The sequence below is a fragment of the Propionispora vibrioides genome (assembly GCF_900110485.1).
Lineage (GTDB): Bacteria > Bacillota > Negativicutes > Propionisporales > Propionisporaceae > Propionispora > Propionispora vibrioides.
Genome location: NZ_FODY01000045.1, coordinates 1 through 18420 on the forward strand (window position 1 = coordinate 1; position 18420 = coordinate 18420).

The window sequence follows — 18420 nt, forward strand, 5'->3', positions numbered from 1 at the left end:
CTCAGGCTGTCGAAGAACCCATGGCTTTTTAGAAACCGAGAGCCATGGGTTTTCTATGTAACAAAGAAAATATTGAAAAAACGTAATAATAGACAATAAAAAAGATTGCTGACCCCCTACGCTAGTCTTGCGAGGTGATTGGCAATCTTCTTCATGTTTTGACAAGCAGCCGTTAGTAGCGCCTGCTCTTGTACGTGCTCCCTACCCCTAAACCGACAATAGCGAAGACCGTGCAGTTCTTTAGCATCTGCAAAGCTTCGCTCAATGGTTTGACTTCTCTTCTTATATAGCATCTTCCCCGACTTTGTAAGTCGGTTTTGTCTAACCCATTCTTTAGACTCTTCCCACACATGTCGCGTGATAATCTTTTTATGGGTCTTAGAGCGGGTGCAACTTTCTAGCATAGGACAGCTCTTGCATATCTTGGGGTCACAATGGTATTCTTGGTAGCCTTCGCGGTTAGTAGTCCGATAGACTAAGTCTTGTCCGTTAGGGCAAACATACTTTGCATTTGCTTTATCAAAAGTGAATTTCCACTTAGGAAATAGTCCTTTGGTTGACTGAAACCGTCTGTTGCCAATTACAGCAAATATTTTTTTAGCTTGCAGCTCCTTGCAGATAGATGCTGTTAGATAACCGGCATCAAGTGCTACCGCTTCTACTGCAAATTTGAACCTTTCAGTTTGTCGTTCAAGTCTTTCGATGTAAGGAGAAGCATCGTGTACGTTTCCGGCGGTGATATGAACATCGGTGATGATGTTATATTTAAAATCGACTGTACGATGGTCTAAATAAAAGAACCCTTCCGGTTTACCCGTTCGATACATATAACCACTTTCCGGATCAGTTTTGTTTATTTTTACTTCCCTTTCCTCAACCACTTCCTCTCTAATATCTAGGGCTTTTTTCCATGTTCTTCGCGATCTTGGTTGATTGCCGAGCCTAGTTGCTCTAAATAGGCCTGAGTGGAGGGAAAGACCATTTGTTTTTCCCATTTCTTCTTATTGGCGTTTGCCTTAAGATGGGTAGAATCAGAGAAGAGAACACGCCCACCCACCATGCGATGGCGCATAGCCTGCTCGACGATTTCATCAAAGATTTCCTGAAAGATAGTGGTGCCTTTAAAACGAGAGTGTCGGTTCACACTTATCGTGGTATGGTCAGGGACAGGATCAGTCAGGCCTAGCCCTAAGAACCAGCGGTAAGCGTTGTTTGCCTGAATCTCTTTTTCGAGCTGTCGCTCAGAACGAATACCATATAGGTACCCTATAAAAATCATCTTAAAGAGTATCACGGGGTTTACAGGTGGACGGCCATTGTCCTGGCAGTAGTAGGGTTTGGTCTTCTCATATATAAATGAAAAGTCTATGTATTTTTCTATCTTCCTGAGAAGATGGTCCTCAGGAACTAATTGGTCGATACAAACCCATTCAAATTTCATTTGTTGGGGTGCTCGTTCTTTTAGCATATCGTTACCCTCCTAATAAAATTAGGTCCATATAGATTATTTCTACATGGACCTTCAAAAACCATTTTCATAATTATACTTTTTCAACAAGCTGAGGACTGTTTCAATATAGATTGAAACAGTCCTTTTTGCAGTTGCCGGATTTTTTATTTTGACGCATCTTGCGGTAAGTTGCTTATAAGTATTACAATTAAAATATTGCAAAACTTGTAAACTTTACTTTTATTTGCCTGTTTTACGTAGTGCGAACGGAAAAAGGAGCTAGCTTGCTCATTGGAAGGGAAGTGAAATCTTGTGAAGCGAATTGAAAAAATTTATGAGTATATTTGCGAACAGTCAAACGAGTACACCTTGGAGCAACTGCTGGGAGAGGCCGGCGTCGATGCGGCCGCTATTTCGGAACGGCTGGGCATTTTACGGAACAATGTCAGTATGGAACTGAACGTATTATTTAAAATGGGCAGGATTATTAAGATTAAAGGCAGACCGGTCTTGTATTTTGATAAAGAAACGCTGGAGCGTTTGTGCGGGAAAAAGCTGGGGCCGGAACCGGTTGAAGTGAGCAGCCTGAAAGAACTGCTTGATGAGAACGAAGATGTTTTTTTGGAGAAAAACCCCTTTAAACATTTGATCGGCGTAAACGGCAGCTTAAAGGGCCAGGTGGAACAGGCCAAGGCGGCTATCCTTTACCCGCCCAACGGGCTGCATACTTTAATTGTCGGGCAGACCGGCGTCGGAAAGACCCTGTTTGTCAATATGATGTACAATTACGGGAAATTCTGTGAACGCCTTAAGGAAAATGCCCCGTTTAAGATATTTAACTGTGCCGATTACTATAATAATCCGCAACTGTTGGTATCGCATATTTTCGGTCATGTGAAAGGGGCCTTTACCGGTGCCGACGCCGATAAAAAGGGGATGGTCGAAGAAGCAAACGGCGGGATTTTATTTCTCGATGAAATCCACCGCCTGCCGCCGGAAGGCCAGGAAATGATTTTTTACTTTATGGATACCGGAACGTATAACCGGCTGGGAGAAACCGACCGCAAGCGCCGGGCCAGGGTGCTCATCATTGGCGCGACAACCGAAGAACATACCTCGTCATTAATCAAAACGTTTATCCGGCGCATCCCGATCGTGATTACCATTCCTCCTTTACAGGAACGTCCCATCCGGGAGCAGGTGGATATCCTGAAATTCCTGCTTACCAATGAGGCACACCGGGTGAATAAGCCGATCAGGATTACGTCGGAGGCGGTCAAAGCGCTGATTGCCAGCGTATCCTTCGGCAATATCGGACAATTGAAATCCAACATCCAGCTAGTCTGTGCCAAAGCGTTTGTGAACGGGATTAATAAAAACTATATTGAGATTGATTTTAAATCATTGCCGGAACATTTTAAGAGCGGCTTGCTGACCCTGGGGGCCAGGCGCCAGGAAATGCTTGAACTGGACAAACACATTGAGGAAGAAATTATCGTCAGTCATCAGGAATATAAGGTGCTGGTGGAAGACGACCCTTATGAACCGCCGTTCAATTTGTACAAGATTATCGAAGGCAAAGCCGCTATGCTAAAAGCGGAAGGCGTGCAGGACGAACTGATTCAGAATTTTATCATGGCCGATATCAACCTCCATATTAAGTCCTTCTACAACAAATTTAATACCCACTTGAGCACCAGGCAAAGAATATTAAAAATTGTAGACCGTAAATTGCTGGAACTGGCTGAAGAAATCCAGCAGTTGGCCAAGCAGCGGCTGAAGCGGGATTATCAGGACCGGTTTCTGTATGCGCTGAGTTTGCATCTCAGTGCTTTGCTGCGCCGTCTGGAAAGCAATCAGACCTTGCAATATACCAATGTGGTAAGCGCTGTGCGGGATTATCCCGATGAATATCAGCTGGCGCTGGAAATAAAGGCGTTAATCGAGGATAATTATCATGTGGCAATCCCGAAGGAGGAACTGGAGTATTTTACACTGCTGTTAAGTTCGGTCCATGAAGTGGACCAAAGCGGACAAATTTTCATTATCGTGGCCATGCATGGCAACAGTACAGCCAGTTCTATGGTGAACGTAGTGCAAAAACTGCTGGGTTATGACAATATGGTGGCGGTGGATATGCCGCTGGAAGTCAGCCCCAAGGATATTCTGGATAAGATTATCCAGTCTGTGCAGGAAATCAACCATGGCATAAAGGGAATCCTGCTGCTGGTGGATATGGGCTCTTTAACCAATTTTGAAGATGCGATTATGGAAAAATGCCGGGTCAAGGTACGGACGCTGGATATGGTCTCAACACCGCTGCTCCTGGAGGCGGCCAGAAAGGTCAATGAATTTGGTCAGGATCTGGACGATATCTACACGGCCCTGCAGAATTTTCAAGGGTATGGCAGCCGCCAGCGAAAACGGTCTTACGAAAACGAAGGTGTCATTTTAACGATTTGCGCCTCCGGTGAAGGCACGGCGATCAAATTGAAAGAGCTGGTGGAGGACATTCTCGGCAATATGGTGGATGATCCTATTGAGGTCATTCCGCTGAGCAGTAAGAATATCAAAGAGAATGCGGAGAAAATCCAGCAAAAACATAAAATCCTGGCATCGGTGGGGATTGTCAATCCCGGCATAGACGCTCCGTTTGTGCCCCTGGAAACGCTGATTAACAGCCGGGGCGAAAAGATACTGAAGAATATCATCCGAAACAATTTTTCCGTAGTGGAAAAGAAGCAGAATGTTGTTGTGAAAAATCTGAGCGAAGACAGTCTGAAACAGTTTTTAACGTATTTAAATCCGGCTAAAATTATTAGTGTATTAGAAGAGTTTATTAGTGTATTAAAAAAATCCTTAAAAAGGGAATTTACTAATACAATGGAAATCAAGCTGATGATTCATTGCGGCTGTGCCCTGGAACGGATGGTCATTCAGGATGGACTGATCTATAAGGGAGATAAGGGCCGTATTAATCCTGCCTATGTGCAGGGTATCAAACGGTCGGCTCAGGTCTTCAAAGATACGATAGGGATTGAGCTGACCGAGGATGAAATATTATATATTGCCGAGATGCTGTAACTGCTTTACAGCCAAGGGACGATGATTCTTACTGCGTAACGCGGTAAGAATCGTTTTTTTTCATGTGAGATCATGGAAAAATCATTTTAAAAAGCTGATATTCTTTTTTGCATTTTTTCTGATTAAGTGTATTAAAAGAAAATGATAGTGTATTAAAAAATGTCCTGGCACTGAATTTTGCCTTGCTACCAGTGGCAGGACCGGTTTCGATACAGGCAATTGGCATGGGGCTTGCACATAGTATGAGCGGAAAACGAAAAACATTTGTTTTGTTCTAGGAGGGTAGTTATGATAGCTGTTGTGATAAGTTCTCATGGTCGTTTTTCGCAGGAAATCCTAAAATCGTGCGAGATGGTCTGCGGGACCAGGGAAAACGTGAGGGCTGTAACCTTTGATGCCGGTGAGAGCGCCGATTCTTTAGTTGATAAATATAGAGCGGTTATCAAAAAACTGGATGTAAGGGAAGGGGTTCTTTTTGTCACCGATCTATTTGCCGGCAGTCCGTACAATGCGGCCTGCAGAATTTCGCTGGAAGTGGAAAATGCCGGTGTGGTAGCCGGGCTTAACATGCCCATGTTGCTGGAAATTTTAAGTTCGCCGGCGCTAAGCCTGCAGGAAGCGAAACAGGTTGCCCAGACGGTGGGGAAAGAAGGGATTCGGGCTTTTGAGACGGTGACTGCTGAAGAAGATAGCGATAAGGAGGAATTATAATATGAACATTGTGCTGGCGAGAATTGACGACAGACTGATTCACGGGCAGGTGGTGACGACCTGGTCCAAGGAAACCAAGTGTGAAAGAATTATTGTTTGCAATGATGAAATATCGCGGGACACCATTCGCAAGACGCTGCTTACTCAGGTAGCTCCACCGGGGATTACGGCCAGTGTTGTTGATATCGACAAGGCCATCCGGGTTTACAATAATCCCAAATATGCAGAAGCACGGGCGCTGCTCTTGTTCACTAATCCCACTGATGTGCTGAGAATGGTTGAAGGAGGTGTTGGAATAACCAGTGTCAATATCGGCGGAATGAGCTTCAAAGAAGGAAAACGGCAGATCACCAAGGCAGTTTCCGTCAATGAACAAGATATTAAAGCGTTTCAGGAACTGCATAACCGAGGAGTGGAACTGGAAATCAGAAAGGTAACCACCGACTCTAAATTGGATTTGATGTCTGTGTTACAAAGCGGACATTAAATAAAGCCAGACAACATCATAAGGAGGAATTTGTATGGAAATTAGTGGTATCCAAATTGTTCTTATCTTTATCGTTTCCTGCATTTGCGGTATGGGAAGTGTGCTGGATGAGTTTCAGACTCACAGGCCGCTTATTGCCTGCACCCTGATTGGCCTGATTCTGGGCGATGTAACTACAGGCATTATCATTGGCGGTACTTTGGAAATGATTGCCCTTGGCTGGATGAACATTGGCGCGGCCATGGCGCCTGATGCGGCATTGGCTTCGGTTATATCCACCATTTTGGTTATTGCCGGACATCAGAATATCGGCGCCGGCATTGCCGTTGCCATGCCGTTGGCGGCAGCAGGCCAGGTATTGACCATCTTTGCCAGAACCATTACCGTTTTCTTTCAGCATCAGGCTGACCTGTATGCCCAAAAAGGCAGTTTCCGCGGCATTGATGTCTGCCATATCTTAGCTTTGTTTGTGCAGGCGCTGCGGGTAGCTATTCCGGCCGTACTGGTGGCCATGTTCATTGGAACCCATGCCGTTCAAACCATGTTGGCAGCCATTCCGCCGGTTGTAACGGGGGGGTTGCAGGTTGCCGGCGGATTTATCGTCGTTGTTGGTTATGCCATGGTTATTAACATGATGGAAGCTAAATACCTGATGCCGTTCTTTTTCCTGGGCTTTGTATTAGCGGCGTTTACTACTTTCAATCTGGTTGCTTATGGTGTCATTGGTATTGTGCTGGCTATTTTGTATATTCAATTGCATCCGAAATACGCAGTTGCCGGTGGCTTGGCTCTGCAGCAATCGGCGTCGGCTAAAGACAGCGATATGGATGACGAACTGGATTAAAGAAGAGGAGGAATGCAGGCATGGACAAAGCAAAACAGGAAAAACGGTTAACCAAGAGCGATCTTTTCAATATGTTTATCCGGTCCAACTTTCATCAGGGGTCCTGGAATTTTGAACGTATGCAGGCTTTAGGCTACTGCTTCAGCATGGTGCCGATTATTAAGCGGTTATATCAGGGCGAAGACCGGGTGAAAGCATTAAAACGGCATCTTGAATTTTTTAATACCCAGCCTTTTGTTACGGCACCGATACTGGGGATTACGGCAGCCATGGAGGAAGAAAGAGCCAATGGTGCCGATATTGACGATGGCGCCATTAACGGGATCAAAGTCGGACTTATGGGGCCGCTGGCCGGGGTCGGTGATCCGATCTTTTGGGGGACACTGCGCCCGTTAGTAGCGGCATTAGGTGCTTCGCTGGCACTGGGTGGCAGCATTGCCGGGCCTATTCTTTTCTTCCTGCTGTTTAATATCGTTCGGCTGGGCGTTCGCTGGTACGGCGTTGAATATGGCTATAAAAAAGGCACTGATGTGGTGAAGGATGTGGCCGGCAACCGCCTGCAAAAACTGACCGAATCGGCAGCCATTCTGGGGCTGTTTGTTCTGGGCGCGCTGGTATGCAAGTGGACGTCGGTTAATATCCCGCTGGTAGTTTCCACTATAACTATGCAGGATGGCAAAGTGGTAACCACGACGGTGCAGGACATTTTGAATCAATTGATGCCGGGTCTGATTCCGCTAATTCTTACTTTTATTTGCATGGATTTGCTGAAGAAGAAAATTAACGCCATTTGGATTATTTTTGGTTTGTTCGCCATTGGCATTATCGGATATGGCTTTGGCATACTTTCCGTCAAATAGGCAATAGATTTAAAAATGCGATAGGAAACCAAAAGAACAGCCGCTGCCGGCTGTTCTTTTGGTTGTTTTGGCGGATTTAAAGGAACAAATGGGCGGCAGGACAGATGAGGCCGGAGCCGGTCTGTTCCCAGGCCCGAATCGGGAATCGTTGACAGCCGCTAGGCATCAGGATAAAACAGCTGCAGCAGATAATCGATAGCCTCATCGACCCGGCTGCCGGGATTTACGGCAAAAAGGTGATAAGGGAGCTGATAGACCCGGTTTTTCCGGACAGCTTTCAGATCCTGCCAGGCGGGCTGGACCGTCAGTTCATTACGGATCTTATCGTTCACCTTTTGTTCATAGCTGTGCGGGATGATTAAAATTATGTCCGGATCGGCTTGCACAGCAAAATCCAGACTGAGCGGCAGATAGGATTCTTCCTGGCCGGTGATGCTTTCGGCCACGTTGCTTGCATTGAGGCGATAGATGAGATCGCCGGTAAAACTGCTGGGCAAAGCCATGTAAAAGTCTTCGGCCGAGCCCCAGACAATGAGTACGCGGGGGGATGGTTTATTTTTGCTTCTTTCCTGGGCCTGCTGCAGCTTGTTGTTTAAGCGCTCAATAACCTGGTTGGCTTGGCGGGGATGATTGGTAAGCTCACCGTAAAAAAGTAAAGCCTGGCTGATTTGCTGGTAATTATTTAATTTTTGAATGTACATGGGAATTCCCGCTTGGGCCAGGGATGTAAGCATGGAATGGTGCAAATGAATGTCGGCGGCCAGCACTAAATCAGGCTTTAAAGCAATGATCTGTTCAATATCAGGACTTGGCGTTTCGCCGATGGAAGGCACATCCTTGATTTTATCCATCAGGTCGGAAGACAGCGCCCTGGTGTTGGGACGGCCGACCAACTGTCCTCCTGCGGCATAGAATAAGTCCACGTTGGAGGCATTGAGGGCAACCAGGCGCAATGACCGGCCTTTTTTTATGGTTTGTACCAGATTGCATTTGGGGCATTGGATTTCAACATATTTTACCTGGCCTTTAAAGAGCAGCCGGTTGCAGCGGGAGCAACGGCACTCGCTTAAGCCCGTTGCCTGCGATAGGCTGGTGTCGTTATGATCTCTGTCCATAAATATACTCCCCTTTTTGTGAAATAGATCAATCTTTGCCGGGAAAATAAAAAGCTCCGCGTGAAATCATTATTTCACTACGGAGCTCTGGGCTCTCGGGACTTATTTTAATTACTGCTATTTTAAAAAAAAATACCGGTCTTGTCAAGGGAACCGCTGATTCATTCGCACCGCGTGTTCCGGAAGTAGCCGGATTATTTCAAGATTTTACTTCCCTGCCAGGTGAAAGGATTTCTCGCTAAGCAGGCCGGCTCGTTAAATCAGCGGTTCTCCAGGCTGGTCTTGCTGCGTAATAGTTTTGTGTAATTGTTTGTCGATATTTAAACAAAAAAAATAATTGACAATGATAATCGTTATCAATATACTAAGAGTGTAATATAACTCCATAACAAGCTGGCAATTTGCCGCTATAAAGAGGGCCCGAGAGCTCCGTGACGGTACTATAAGCACGGGGCTTTATTGCGTAAAGCGGCTGCTTTGGATTAAAGCAGGGCCAAGGCAGGCGAAGGCCCGCGACGGGAGGCAAAACTGTTTCGGCAAGTAGTTACGGTGTCCGCCGGGTGGTGCGAGGTAAATTGGATTAATATTGGAGTGATGAACATGGAGCTGAAAAGTAAAAAGGCGCAACCGGCGAAGTTTAAATTGCCGGAGGTGCGTTGTTTCTGGTGCAACCGTTTATTATTCCGCGGGATTGTCGAGAATGTGGAGATTAAGTGCCCGCGCTGCAATGCGGTTCAATATATCGGCAGCTATCATCAGCCTGTTCCCCTCCAGGACGGGAGCCAGGAAGACGAGCTGCGCCAGAGCAGATAAGCTATACATAGATTATTCCTGTTAAGAGAGCCAAGAGCTCCGTGACGATGATAAACACGGAGTATTTTTTATATTTAATTCCGGCTTGCTTATATGAATACATAGGGGTGCCGGAATTATGAAACGGAGGTGGTATGGTGGTTTATAAAACATGCTGGTCTAAGGCCTTCGGCTTTTCCTGCGCCACACATTTCTTGTTTATTCTGTTGCTGGGTTTTGTGCTTGGGCGGAACCTGGATTCCCGGCCCTTGCCGGAACAATATATTACACTGGAATGGGATACCGTAGCCGAAGAGGCAAACCTGGAAATAGCGCCTTTTCCACCGGGTGCTGCCGTGAATACCGGTGATTCCGTACCGTCACTGGACAGGCCGGTTAAAGCGCAGACCAAGCCGGCTGCAGCGTATGATGATAGCAGCTTGGGAGCCGGACGCAGCAGCGAAGCCGGTGAAAGCATGGCTTCGGCAGTCTTTGCCGGCAGTGGAACTGCCAACCCGAAGGGAGCTGACAGTTCAGGTATTCGGACTGTTTCAGCCGGTGGTTCAGACACGCAGACAGTTTCATCTGGCAGGGCCGAGGCCGGCGGGGACATAAACGGTATTGTTAATGCGTTTTTGTCGCAAATCGAAAAGCGCAAGATCTATCCTTATATGGCCAGGCGCCTGGGGCAGCAAGGCACTGTGGCCGTGAGTGTGCAATTGAGTGCCGACGGAGAACTGGCCGGGGTGCAGGTGCTGCGTTCCTCGGGAGTGGCTGCTTTGGATGAGGCGGCGCTGGCTTTGGTGCGGAAGGTTTGTCCGTTTCCCCATCATGCCGGGCGGGCTATTGCCATGAATATTCCCATCGCGTATCACCTGGAGTAAAGACGGGTGAATGTTTTCCGGCTTCCGGATACGCCTGAAGGTTTGAAGTAATTGTATAAATACAGCAGGAATGCAGGAATGAGGGATTTATATGGGTCAGCAAATGAGCCGGGTAACTTTTGGTATTATTGTTTTATTACTGGCAGTCAGTGCCTTGTTTTTATTCAAACAGCCCTTGCCGCAGCCGGTGACAAGCCAGACGGGTGAACGTTATGTGGTAACCGACAGCGCCGGCCGGCAGGTGGAAATCCCGCGCCGGCCGCAGCGGGTCGTTGTGTTAAATGCCTCGAATCTGGAACTGTTCCATGCCGTGGGCGGGACGATTGTCGGGCGTCCGACCACCGAGGCTTTGCCGCCGGAAGTGATGGCTGCCGTCCGGGAAGTGCCTGCGGTAGGAATAACGCCGAATCCCAATATGGAACAAATTATGGCGCTAAAGCCTGACTTGATTTTAGGCGTGAATATGCCGTTTCATCATAGCCTGATTCCGGTGCTGGATAAGGCGGGCGTTCCGATCCTGCTGCAGTCGCTGGATACTTATCAGGATATTATTGCCACGCTGCGTTTTTATGGCGACCTGGCCGGACAGACGCAGCAGGCCGAAAATATCATCAACAAACTGGAAGCGGATTATGCGGCCATCGCCAGTCGCAATAAAGAGCGCCCGGCGCCTAAAGTAGTAATTATCTGGGGAACACCGGAAAGCTTTCATATGGCGACGTCCCGCAGTTTTGCCGGTGACCTGGTAAAACGTCTGGGTGCGGTCAACGTGGCTGACCAGGGCGATGATGGCGGCGGACAAATGGGATATGTGCCGTTAAGTATGGAATATGTGGCCCGGCAAAATCCGGACATGATCTTTTTGATCATGCATAGCAACGATGAAAAAACCAGCGCGAAGTTCCGGGCCGAGCTGACTAATCATCCGGCGTGGAGCGGTTTAAAGGCTGTTGCCGCCAACAGGGTATACCAGTTACCATACCGGTTGTTTGCGGTGAATCCGGGCACTCAGGTTGGGGAAGCCTTCGCCGTTTTGAGTGATTTTCTCTATCCGGAGGTGAAGTAGGTGAGGACAGTAACAGGCGATCCCCGCCTGACTTGGCGGACGGTTGTCAGTCTGTCCGGTCTGGCCGTGCTGCTGGCGGCCTTACTCGCCGGCATCAGAATGGGAGCCGTGCCGGTCAGCTCGGCCGACATCTGGAATGTATTTGTTGCTCCGGCCGCAAATGAGGCATATCAAATTATTTACAATATCAGGATACCGCGGGTGCTGGTCAGCGCTCTGACCGGCATGAATCTGGCTTTGGCCGGCTGCATTTTGCAGGGGGTGCTGCGCAATCCTCTGGCCGATCCGGGTATTATCGGTGTATCGGCAGGCGCCGGACTGGCCGCCATGACGATTATGATTTTATGGCCCGGCTTTTCGTCGCTGATACCGGTAGCCGCTTTTGGCGGGGCGTTGCTTGCGGTCGGTGTGGTGTTTGTATTGGCCTGGGACCGGGGCATCCAGCCGCTGCGCCTGATTTTGGCCGGTGTAGCTCTGGCGGCTTTTTTCGGAGGCGCCATGAGCGCCCTGATGGTTTTTCATTCCGACAAAGTGCAGGGAACGGTCAACTGGATGGCCGGCGGCTTTCAGGGGCGTAGCTGGGATCATGTACAAATGATCCTGCCTTACAGCTTTGTTGGCGTCCTTGGTGCAGTCGTGACACCCCGCTATTTAAACGGGCTGCAGCTAGGCGATGAAGTGGCTAAGGGGCTCGGAATCCGGGTTGAGCCGGCCCGCCTGCTGTTGGTGATTTTAGCGGCGCTGCTCGCTGCCTCGGCAGTCAGTGTGGCGGGACTGCTGGGCTTCGTTGGCCTGATTGTTCCTCATATCACCCGTATGCTGGTCGGTTCGGATTTTGAATATCTGATGCCCTGTGCGGCCGTGCTGGGAGCTGCCCTGGTGGTTGCCGCTGATACGGTAGCCCGTACGGTGTTTAGTCCGGTGGAAGTGCCTGTAGGTGTTTTTATGGCCTTCTTGGGGGCACCTTTCTTCCTTTATTTATTGCGAAAGGGGATGCGGTCATGACACATGCAATCGAAGCCCGGACGGTCAAGCTTGGCTATGGCGGCAAAGTCATCCTGCCCGGCGTCGATCTGTTGCTTAATAAGCCGGAAATTATTTCGATTATCGGACCTAATGGTTCCGGTAAATCCACGCTATTAAAGGCCTTGAGCCGGCTGCTGACGCCTTTGGGCGGATCGGTGCTGCTCGATGGCAAGGATATTCACCGGCTGCCGCCGCGGGAGGTGGCCAGGCTTATGGCAATTTTGCCCCAGGCGGCACAGGCGCCGGGCGATATGACGGTTTATGATCTGGTGGTCTATGGCCGGCTGCCCTATAAGCGGCTGTTTGAGCGCCTGACGGCCGCCGATGAAGCGGCCATCCTGGCCGCTTCATCGGCGGTGGGGTTGCCGGACATGCTGTACCGGCGGCTGGACAGTTTATCCGGCGGGGAAAAGCAGCGGGCCTGGCTGGCCATGGCCCTGGCCCAGGAGCCGCACCTGCTGCTATTGGATGAACCGACAACCTATCTTGATATTCATCATCAACTGGAATTGATGAAATTGATTGGCCGGCTGCACCGGGAGCGGCAACTGACGGTACTTATGGTGCTCCATGATTTAAACCATGCGGCCCGGTTCAGCCAACGCCTTATTGCCGTTAAGAACGGCCGGATATTTGCCGACGGACCGGTAGACGAGGTGTTTACGGCAGCAACACTGCGGAGCTTGTATGAGGTGGAAACAACGGTTATGACACTGGAGCATGGCGGTCATTCCCAACTGGTTTGTTTTGCCCACGACAGTTGTCCGGTTACGGGTGCCTGAGGCGTTGTTAGCGGCGCCGATGGTACATAATAGAACTAAAGGGAGGTTTTACAGTGAAAATATTAATTGTATATTCCAGTCTGACCGGCAATACCAGGAAAGTGGCCGAAGCCGTTTATGCGGTGCTTGGCAGCGAAGCGGACCTGTTTCCGGTGGAAACGGCGCCGCCAGTGGACGCCTACGATTTTGTAGCCGTTGGTTTTTGGGTAGACAAAGGAACGGCCGACCATAAAACGCAGGAGTATCTAAAAACCATCCGGGGAAAAGAGGTGGCGCTGTTTGCCACGCTGGGAGCCTATCCTGACTCGGAACATGCTGCGGCCAGTCTGAAAAATGCGGCTGCCCTGCTGGGGGACGGCAACCACCTGGCCGGAACCTTTATCTGCCAGGGGAAAATTGATCCCCGTTTGATCGAGCAATTTAAAAAGACGCCGGGCAACCATCCCCATGTGGTTACGTCGGAGCGGCTGGAGCGTTATAAAGAAGCGGCCAAACATCCGGACGATAACGATCTGCAGACCGCCCAGGCCGTCTTTGTCAGGTTGAAAGAGGAAGTAAGCCGACGGCTTACCGGGCTGCAGGAAAGCGAGGTGGCTGGTTCTTGCGGCAAACCCGATTAAAGCACATTCTGGCGGCCATGCCTCCGGCTCAGTATGCACTTACTGTCGGCCGGGACACCGCTGAACCGCTGGCCGGGGCTTTTGCCGAACGCCGGGCGGTCCAGCCTGTGGCCGGCGGCCGGCCGCTAAAGCCCGATGACTGGCAGACAACCTGGCAGTCGCTGCTGGCGCAAAAGCCAACGCCCGCTGAGCGGGTCGTCTATATTCATATCCCCTTTTGCCGGCAGCGCTGCCTGTACTGCGGCTTTTTTCAGAACTATTCCGATGAGGAATTGGAAACGGCGTACATCGACAGTTTGATTCAGGAGCTGCAACTGAGCCGAAACAGCCGGTATCTGGGCAGTGGTGCTGTGAATGCGGTATTTATCGGCGGCGGTACGCCAAGCACGCTGGCGCCGCATAATGTTGCCCGGCTGCTAAAGGCAATCCACGCGAATCTGCCGTTGGCTAATGATTGCGAGCTGACTTTGGAGGGAAGGATCAACGATTTGGTGCCGCCGAAAATCGAAGCCTGGCTGACGAATGGTGTAAACCGTATATCCCTTGGGGTTCAGTCGTTTCATACCCAGGTAAGGCAGGCGGTTGGCCGGCTGGATGATACGCAAACCATTCTGGAGCGGTTGAAATTGCTGGCAGGCTATAACCAGGTTGCCGTTATCGTGGACTTAATCTATGGATTGCCTTACCAAACCGGTGAAGTTTGGGCTGATGATCTTACACTGCTCCAGGCAGCACCGATTGCCGGGATGGACTTATATCAGTTATCTGTTTTTGAAGGCGGCGCGCTGCAGCAAGCCATCCGTGCCGGCCGTCTGCCGGCGGCGGCCACTACGGCCGGACAGGCCCGGTTGTTTGCCGCGGCGGAAGCCGAACTGGCGGCCCGCAATTTTTCCCGGCTCAGCATCTGCCACTGGGGGAAAAATAACCGGGAGCGCAACATGTACAATACGCTTACCAAGGCCGGCAGTCCTGTCATTCCTTTTGGCGCCGGCGCCGGCGGTAATATCGGCGGTGTAAGCATGTTTTTGGACCGTAATGTGGAAAAGTACATCGGCAGCATTGCCCGGGGAGAAAAACCATTCACCATGCTGCTGCGGCAGGCGGCGGGAACCCAGTGGCAGCATACCGTTGTTGCCCAACTGGAACGGGGGTACATTGATCTTCACGAACTGGCCGGGCAATATGGCAGCGGTGCCTGGGAACTGGAGCTGCTGCTTGCTATCTGGGCAGAACGGGGCTTGGTGACACGGGATACGGACGTTCCGCAACTGACGGTGGCAGGGAAGTTCTGGTATAAAAATATGACCCAATCGCTGGTAGAGTGCTTACACGCCTTGCGGGACAGCGGGCGGGACGGACAACAGACGATCATGGTTCACAGTTAAAGAAAGAGAGCCTTAGAGCTCCATGGCGGATACGCGCATGGGGTTTTATTATTTTCTCTAAAAAGATAAAAAGAGGAGTCATGTTATGCAAAAATCGATACGTAATAAGAAAGAGTTTACTCTGCTCAGCATATCGATACTGGCGGCCCTGACCATGCCGGTCTATGCCGAGGACGCGATTGATACGAGAGATGTTATGATAACGGCTACGCGGACGGTGCAGGAAGTAAAAGAAACACCATCCGCCGTGGAGATTATCACCCGGGAGGACCTTGATAAGCTTGGTGCCCATACGCTGGGTGAGGCGCTAAGGATGGCTACCAGCATCAATGTGAGTGCACCGGCCATGGCCGGCAGCAGCATTACGGTACGGGGCATGTCCACCCGGCATACGCTGATTATGATTGACGGCAAGCGTCTGGTTTCCGAAGGCAGTTATGCTACGGCCAACTCCTATGAGCTTGAACGGATTAATATGGAGAATGTCGAGCGAATCGAGATTGTCCGCGGACCGGTTAGCTCGCTCTACGGTTCCGATGCCTTAGGGGGCGTTATCAATATCATAACCCGCAAACCGGAAAAACAGGAATTGACGGTGTCCCTCAGCCCGCAGCGTTATTTCGGCGATACCGGTACCGGCATTGATAATTACTCGCTGCGCTATGACACCGGTAAGGATAATAAATGGTCCTGGATTGTCAGCGCCGACCGGGCGAAAATTGATCCTTATGAAAATAGTGATCACACTACCAAGAGCCAGTTTGGCACCAGGGAAAATCTGAATATGGACGGTACCTATGACTTCACGGCCAATACCCATCTGGATGTTTCGATTAACCTGTTGCGGGAGGACCTGGACGGGCGGACCACCCAAAGCGCAGGGGTGCTGCGCAATGACACCTATACCAACAGCCGGGACCAGTACAGCCTGGGACTAAGGGGTAAAGTTAAAAACGGCGATTACCAGATACGGACTTTCTACGGCGAGCATGACAAGGATAACAAGAGTTATTTGCTCAGTACGGGTGCCCTGACCGATTTTGATGTTTCCAACCGTAAAACCTATGGGTTGGAAGGCCATGTATCCACCCAGCTCAGTGACCGTCACTTGCTGACAACAGGCAGTGAATTCCGGACGGAACAGTACCGGGGGACGCGGATCGGCACAGGCAATAAGGTATACGATATTACGTATGGCAGCATAACCAAGCAAGGCTCGGAGGCGGAAATCGATTATTCGGCCATGTATGTGCAGGATGAGTGGCTGGTGAATGACCGGCTGCTGATCATTCCCTCGGTGCGTTATGACGACAGTGATAAATTCTCCGGTAATGTCAGTCCCAAGCTGGGCATGACCTATAAAATGAATGAGAATTATCGCCTCAAGGCTAATATCGGCAAGGGCTTTAAAGCGCCCAGTCTTGACGACATGTATATGGAAATGACCAAGACCATGGGCAGTATGGTTGTTCATGTAACCGGCAACCCTGATCTGAAACCGGAGAAGTCCAACAGCTATGAATTGGGGATTGAAGGGGAAAAAGGCAAGAACTTCGGCAAATTAACCTATTTTGTCAATGATGTGAAGGATTTAATCACCACCGACACGACGGTTACCTTTGTTCCGGGCGTTGGCATGCGAGCCGATTCGACCTATTTGAATGAGGACAAGGCCGATATTGACGGTATTGAATTTGAGATTGGCCGCCGTCTAAGCGACAAATTCACTGTCAAGATGAACTATACCTATCTTGACGCCACCGGTAAGACCGGACAGAGATTGGAAGGCCGGGCCAAGCAGCAGGGGACTTTCCAGCTCCATTACGATAACATTCGCCAGAATGGGATCAGCGCGGTATTGTGGAACGAGTGGAAAAAGGACTACCTGTATTCCTCCAGCAGTCATATTAATAAAACCTATGCCCTATGGAATGTATCGGTTAATAAAAAATGGAGCGATACCTTCAGCAGTTATATTGGTGTTGATAATATCTTTGGCAAAAAGGATACGGAGCTTAATTTACTGGGGGCCATGTTCCGGGCCGGCGTGACCTTTAAAATATGAGAATAGGGATGATTGCCTTCTTGCTGGCGGTGGCTTTTTTACAGACCTTGCCTGGCAAGGCTCAAAGCCTCCCGAGCGGCTGCCTGATTTATACGGCAGCCGGCCAGCCGGTCACTTACCAAGGGCTGGCGCAATTAATCAACCGGTATGATGTGATTGTTTTTGGCGAATACCATGATAACGCTCTGTTGCACCAACTGGAATTCCAACTGCTGCAAGCTGCTTTCGGCCGGCAGCCTAAATTGGCGGTGTCTTTGGAAATGTTTGAACGGGATGTGCAGAGCCGGCTGGATGATTATCTGGCCGGACGCAGCCCGGAAGAAAAGTTTTTGAGTCTGGCCCGCCCCTGGCCCAATTACCGGACGGATTACCGCCCTTTAGTGGAATTTGCTAAGGCCAATTCCCTACCGGTGATCGCTGCCAATATTCCCCGCGCCCTGGCTGCCCGGTATGCCCGGACGGGGGAGCTGGCAGGTCTGACCGCGGAGGAGAGCGCTTATCTGCCTCAGGTACATTTGGCGCCGCCGGGACAATACCGGGAGCGGTTCATGGACTACCTGAAAGGGGAGCGAGCGTCCGCCATGCCGGTCGGTGACGACAAACTTGAGAATTATTACAAGGCTCAGTGCCTGAAAGATGATACTATGGCGGAAAGCATAGCCGCTTTTCATCAGCGGCAGCCTGATTATAAAATCATTCATTATCAGGGCGATTTTCATAGCCGCCACCGGCTGGGCGTTGTGGAAAAACTACAATTGCTTGATCCTGCTTTGCGTATCGCCGTGATTACGCCGGTCTACGCAAAAGACTTCGGCAACTTGCCCAAGCTGCTTGCCGAACAGGGGGCAGCCGGTGATATAGTCGTGATTTTACAGTAAAGTTACCTGAGTATGAAAAAAAGAAGCCGGCAAAGACCTATGAAGGTGGACCGCCCCAGGAAAGATAGACACAAAAGAGAAAAGCCAATCGTAGAATATCTTTGTGTTAAGCCGACTGACGCCGTTTTCGGATGGCGTCAGTCGGTAGTTGATTTGGAAACGCTCGAAATTGTAAAAATGGATGTAGTCGTCAATCAGTTCCTGAGCCTGTGTTAAGGTTTGGATCTTCTGGCGGTGAATGCACTCTGCTTTGAGAATAGAAAAGAAGTTTTCAGCCATAGCATTATCGTAAGGATTTCCTCGTCTTGACATGGAGGGCATAATGCCATATTCTTTAGTCAGGTTGAAATATGCTTGTGAGGTGTATTGAA

17 protein-coding genes are annotated in these 18420 nt (G+C 49.8%); 14 read left to right on the top strand and 3 right to left on the bottom strand.

The annotated features are described in order from the left end of the window. Positions 1-116: 116 nt before the first annotated feature. Positions 117-1468 (bottom strand): IS1182 family transposase gene (locus tag BMW43_RS20455; RefSeq protein ID WP_091744644.1). Its coding sequence is split into 2 segments (ribosomal slippage): positions 117-898 and positions 898-1468, totalling 1353 coding nucleotides; the frame shifts between segments, so codons are not numbered across the junction. Between the two features lie 294 nt (positions 1469-1762). Here BMW43_RS20455 and BMW43_RS20460 point away from each other — a divergent pair. From BMW43_RS20460 to manZ, 5 genes are all read left to right on the top strand, one after another. Further along, entirely contained in the window at positions 1763-4534 is a 2772-nt protein-coding gene (locus tag BMW43_RS20460; RefSeq protein WP_091752332.1) for a sigma-54-dependent transcriptional regulator, read from the top strand. Between the two features lie 288 nt (positions 4535-4822). Further along, a complete protein-coding gene (locus BMW43_RS20465) occupies positions 4823-5245 on the top strand; it encodes a PTS sugar transporter subunit IIA (protein WP_091752335.1) in 423 nt (140 codons plus the stop codon). Position 5246: 1 nt separating this feature from the next. After that, positions 5247-5732 carry a mannose/fructose/sorbose PTS transporter subunit IIB gene (locus tag BMW43_RS20470; RefSeq protein ID WP_091752338.1) on the top strand — a complete coding sequence of 162 codons (486 nt, stop codon included), beginning with the start codon at positions 5247-5249 and terminating at the stop codon, positions 5730-5732. A gap of 34 nt (positions 5733-5766) precedes the next feature. Beyond that, a complete protein-coding gene (locus BMW43_RS20475; RefSeq protein ID WP_091752341.1) occupies positions 5767-6576 on the top strand; it encodes a PTS mannose/fructose/sorbose transporter subunit IIC in 810 nt (269 codons plus the stop codon). A gap of 20 nt (positions 6577-6596) precedes the next feature. Further along, positions 6597-7436 carry a PTS mannose transporter subunit IID gene (gene manZ, locus BMW43_RS20480; protein ID WP_091752344.1) on the top strand — a complete coding sequence of 280 codons (840 nt, stop codon included), beginning with the start codon at positions 6597-6599 and terminating at the stop codon, positions 7434-7436. Between the two features lie 158 nt (positions 7437-7594). On the opposite strand, the gene BMW43_RS20485 is transcribed toward manZ, so the two are convergent. Then, positions 7595-8551 carry a helical backbone metal receptor gene (locus BMW43_RS20485; protein WP_091752347.1) on the bottom strand — a complete coding sequence of 319 codons (957 nt, stop codon included), beginning with the start codon at positions 8549-8551 and terminating at the stop codon, positions 7595-7597. Positions 8552-9151: 600 nt separating this feature from the next. Here BMW43_RS20485 and BMW43_RS20490 point away from each other — a divergent pair. From BMW43_RS20490 to BMW43_RS20530, 9 genes are all read left to right on the top strand, one after another. Beyond that, on the top strand, positions 9152-9364 hold the full coding sequence (locus BMW43_RS20490; protein WP_091752350.1) for a Com family DNA-binding transcriptional regulator: 213 nt from the start codon (positions 9152-9154) through the stop codon (positions 9362-9364). A gap of 134 nt (positions 9365-9498) precedes the next feature. After that, positions 9499-10227 (top strand): energy transducer TonB, encoded by a 729-nt coding sequence (locus BMW43_RS20495; RefSeq protein ID WP_091752352.1) that lies wholly within the window; start codon positions 9499-9501, stop codon positions 10225-10227. A gap of 91 nt (positions 10228-10318) precedes the next feature. After that, a complete protein-coding gene (locus BMW43_RS20500; protein ID WP_245732652.1) occupies positions 10319-11293 on the top strand; it encodes an ABC transporter substrate-binding protein in 975 nt (324 codons plus the stop codon). Then, positions 11294-12298 carry a FecCD family ABC transporter permease gene (locus BMW43_RS20505; protein ID WP_091752355.1) on the top strand — a complete coding sequence of 335 codons (1005 nt, stop codon included), beginning with the start codon at positions 11294-11296 and terminating at the stop codon, positions 12296-12298. Next, positions 12295-13101, top strand: coding sequence for an ABC transporter ATP-binding protein (locus BMW43_RS20510; protein ID WP_091752358.1), 807 nt, complete (start codon positions 12295-12297; stop codon positions 13099-13101). The genes BMW43_RS20505 and BMW43_RS20510 overlap by 4 nt, the downstream gene beginning before the upstream one ends. A 53-nt stretch (positions 13102-13154) precedes the next feature. After that, a complete protein-coding gene (locus BMW43_RS20515) occupies positions 13155-13721 on the top strand; it encodes a flavodoxin family protein (RefSeq protein WP_091752361.1) in 567 nt (188 codons plus the stop codon). Next, positions 13703-15106 carry a heme anaerobic degradation radical SAM methyltransferase ChuW/HutW gene (hutW, locus tag BMW43_RS20520; RefSeq protein ID WP_091752364.1) on the top strand — a complete coding sequence of 468 codons (1404 nt, stop codon included), beginning with the start codon at positions 13703-13705 and terminating at the stop codon, positions 15104-15106. Before BMW43_RS20515 ends, hutW begins: the two co-directional genes overlap by 19 nt. Before the next feature lie 85 nt (positions 15107-15191). Then, positions 15192-17171, top strand: a complete 1980-nt coding sequence (locus tag BMW43_RS20525; protein WP_091752366.1) for a TonB-dependent receptor plug domain-containing protein — start codon at positions 15192-15194, stop codon at positions 17169-17171. A gap of 8 nt (positions 17172-17179) precedes the next feature. After that, positions 17180-18049, top strand: a complete 870-nt coding sequence (locus BMW43_RS20530; protein WP_177173706.1) for a ChaN family lipoprotein — start codon at positions 17180-17182, stop codon at positions 18047-18049. On the opposite strand, the gene BMW43_RS21425 is transcribed toward BMW43_RS20530, so the two are convergent. Beyond that, positions 18041-18420, bottom strand: a 380-nt coding sequence (locus BMW43_RS21425; protein ID WP_218140750.1) for an IS3 family transposase, incomplete at its 5' end; no start/stop codon positions are given. The two genes, BMW43_RS20530 and BMW43_RS21425, sit on opposite strands and share 9 nt — an antisense overlap.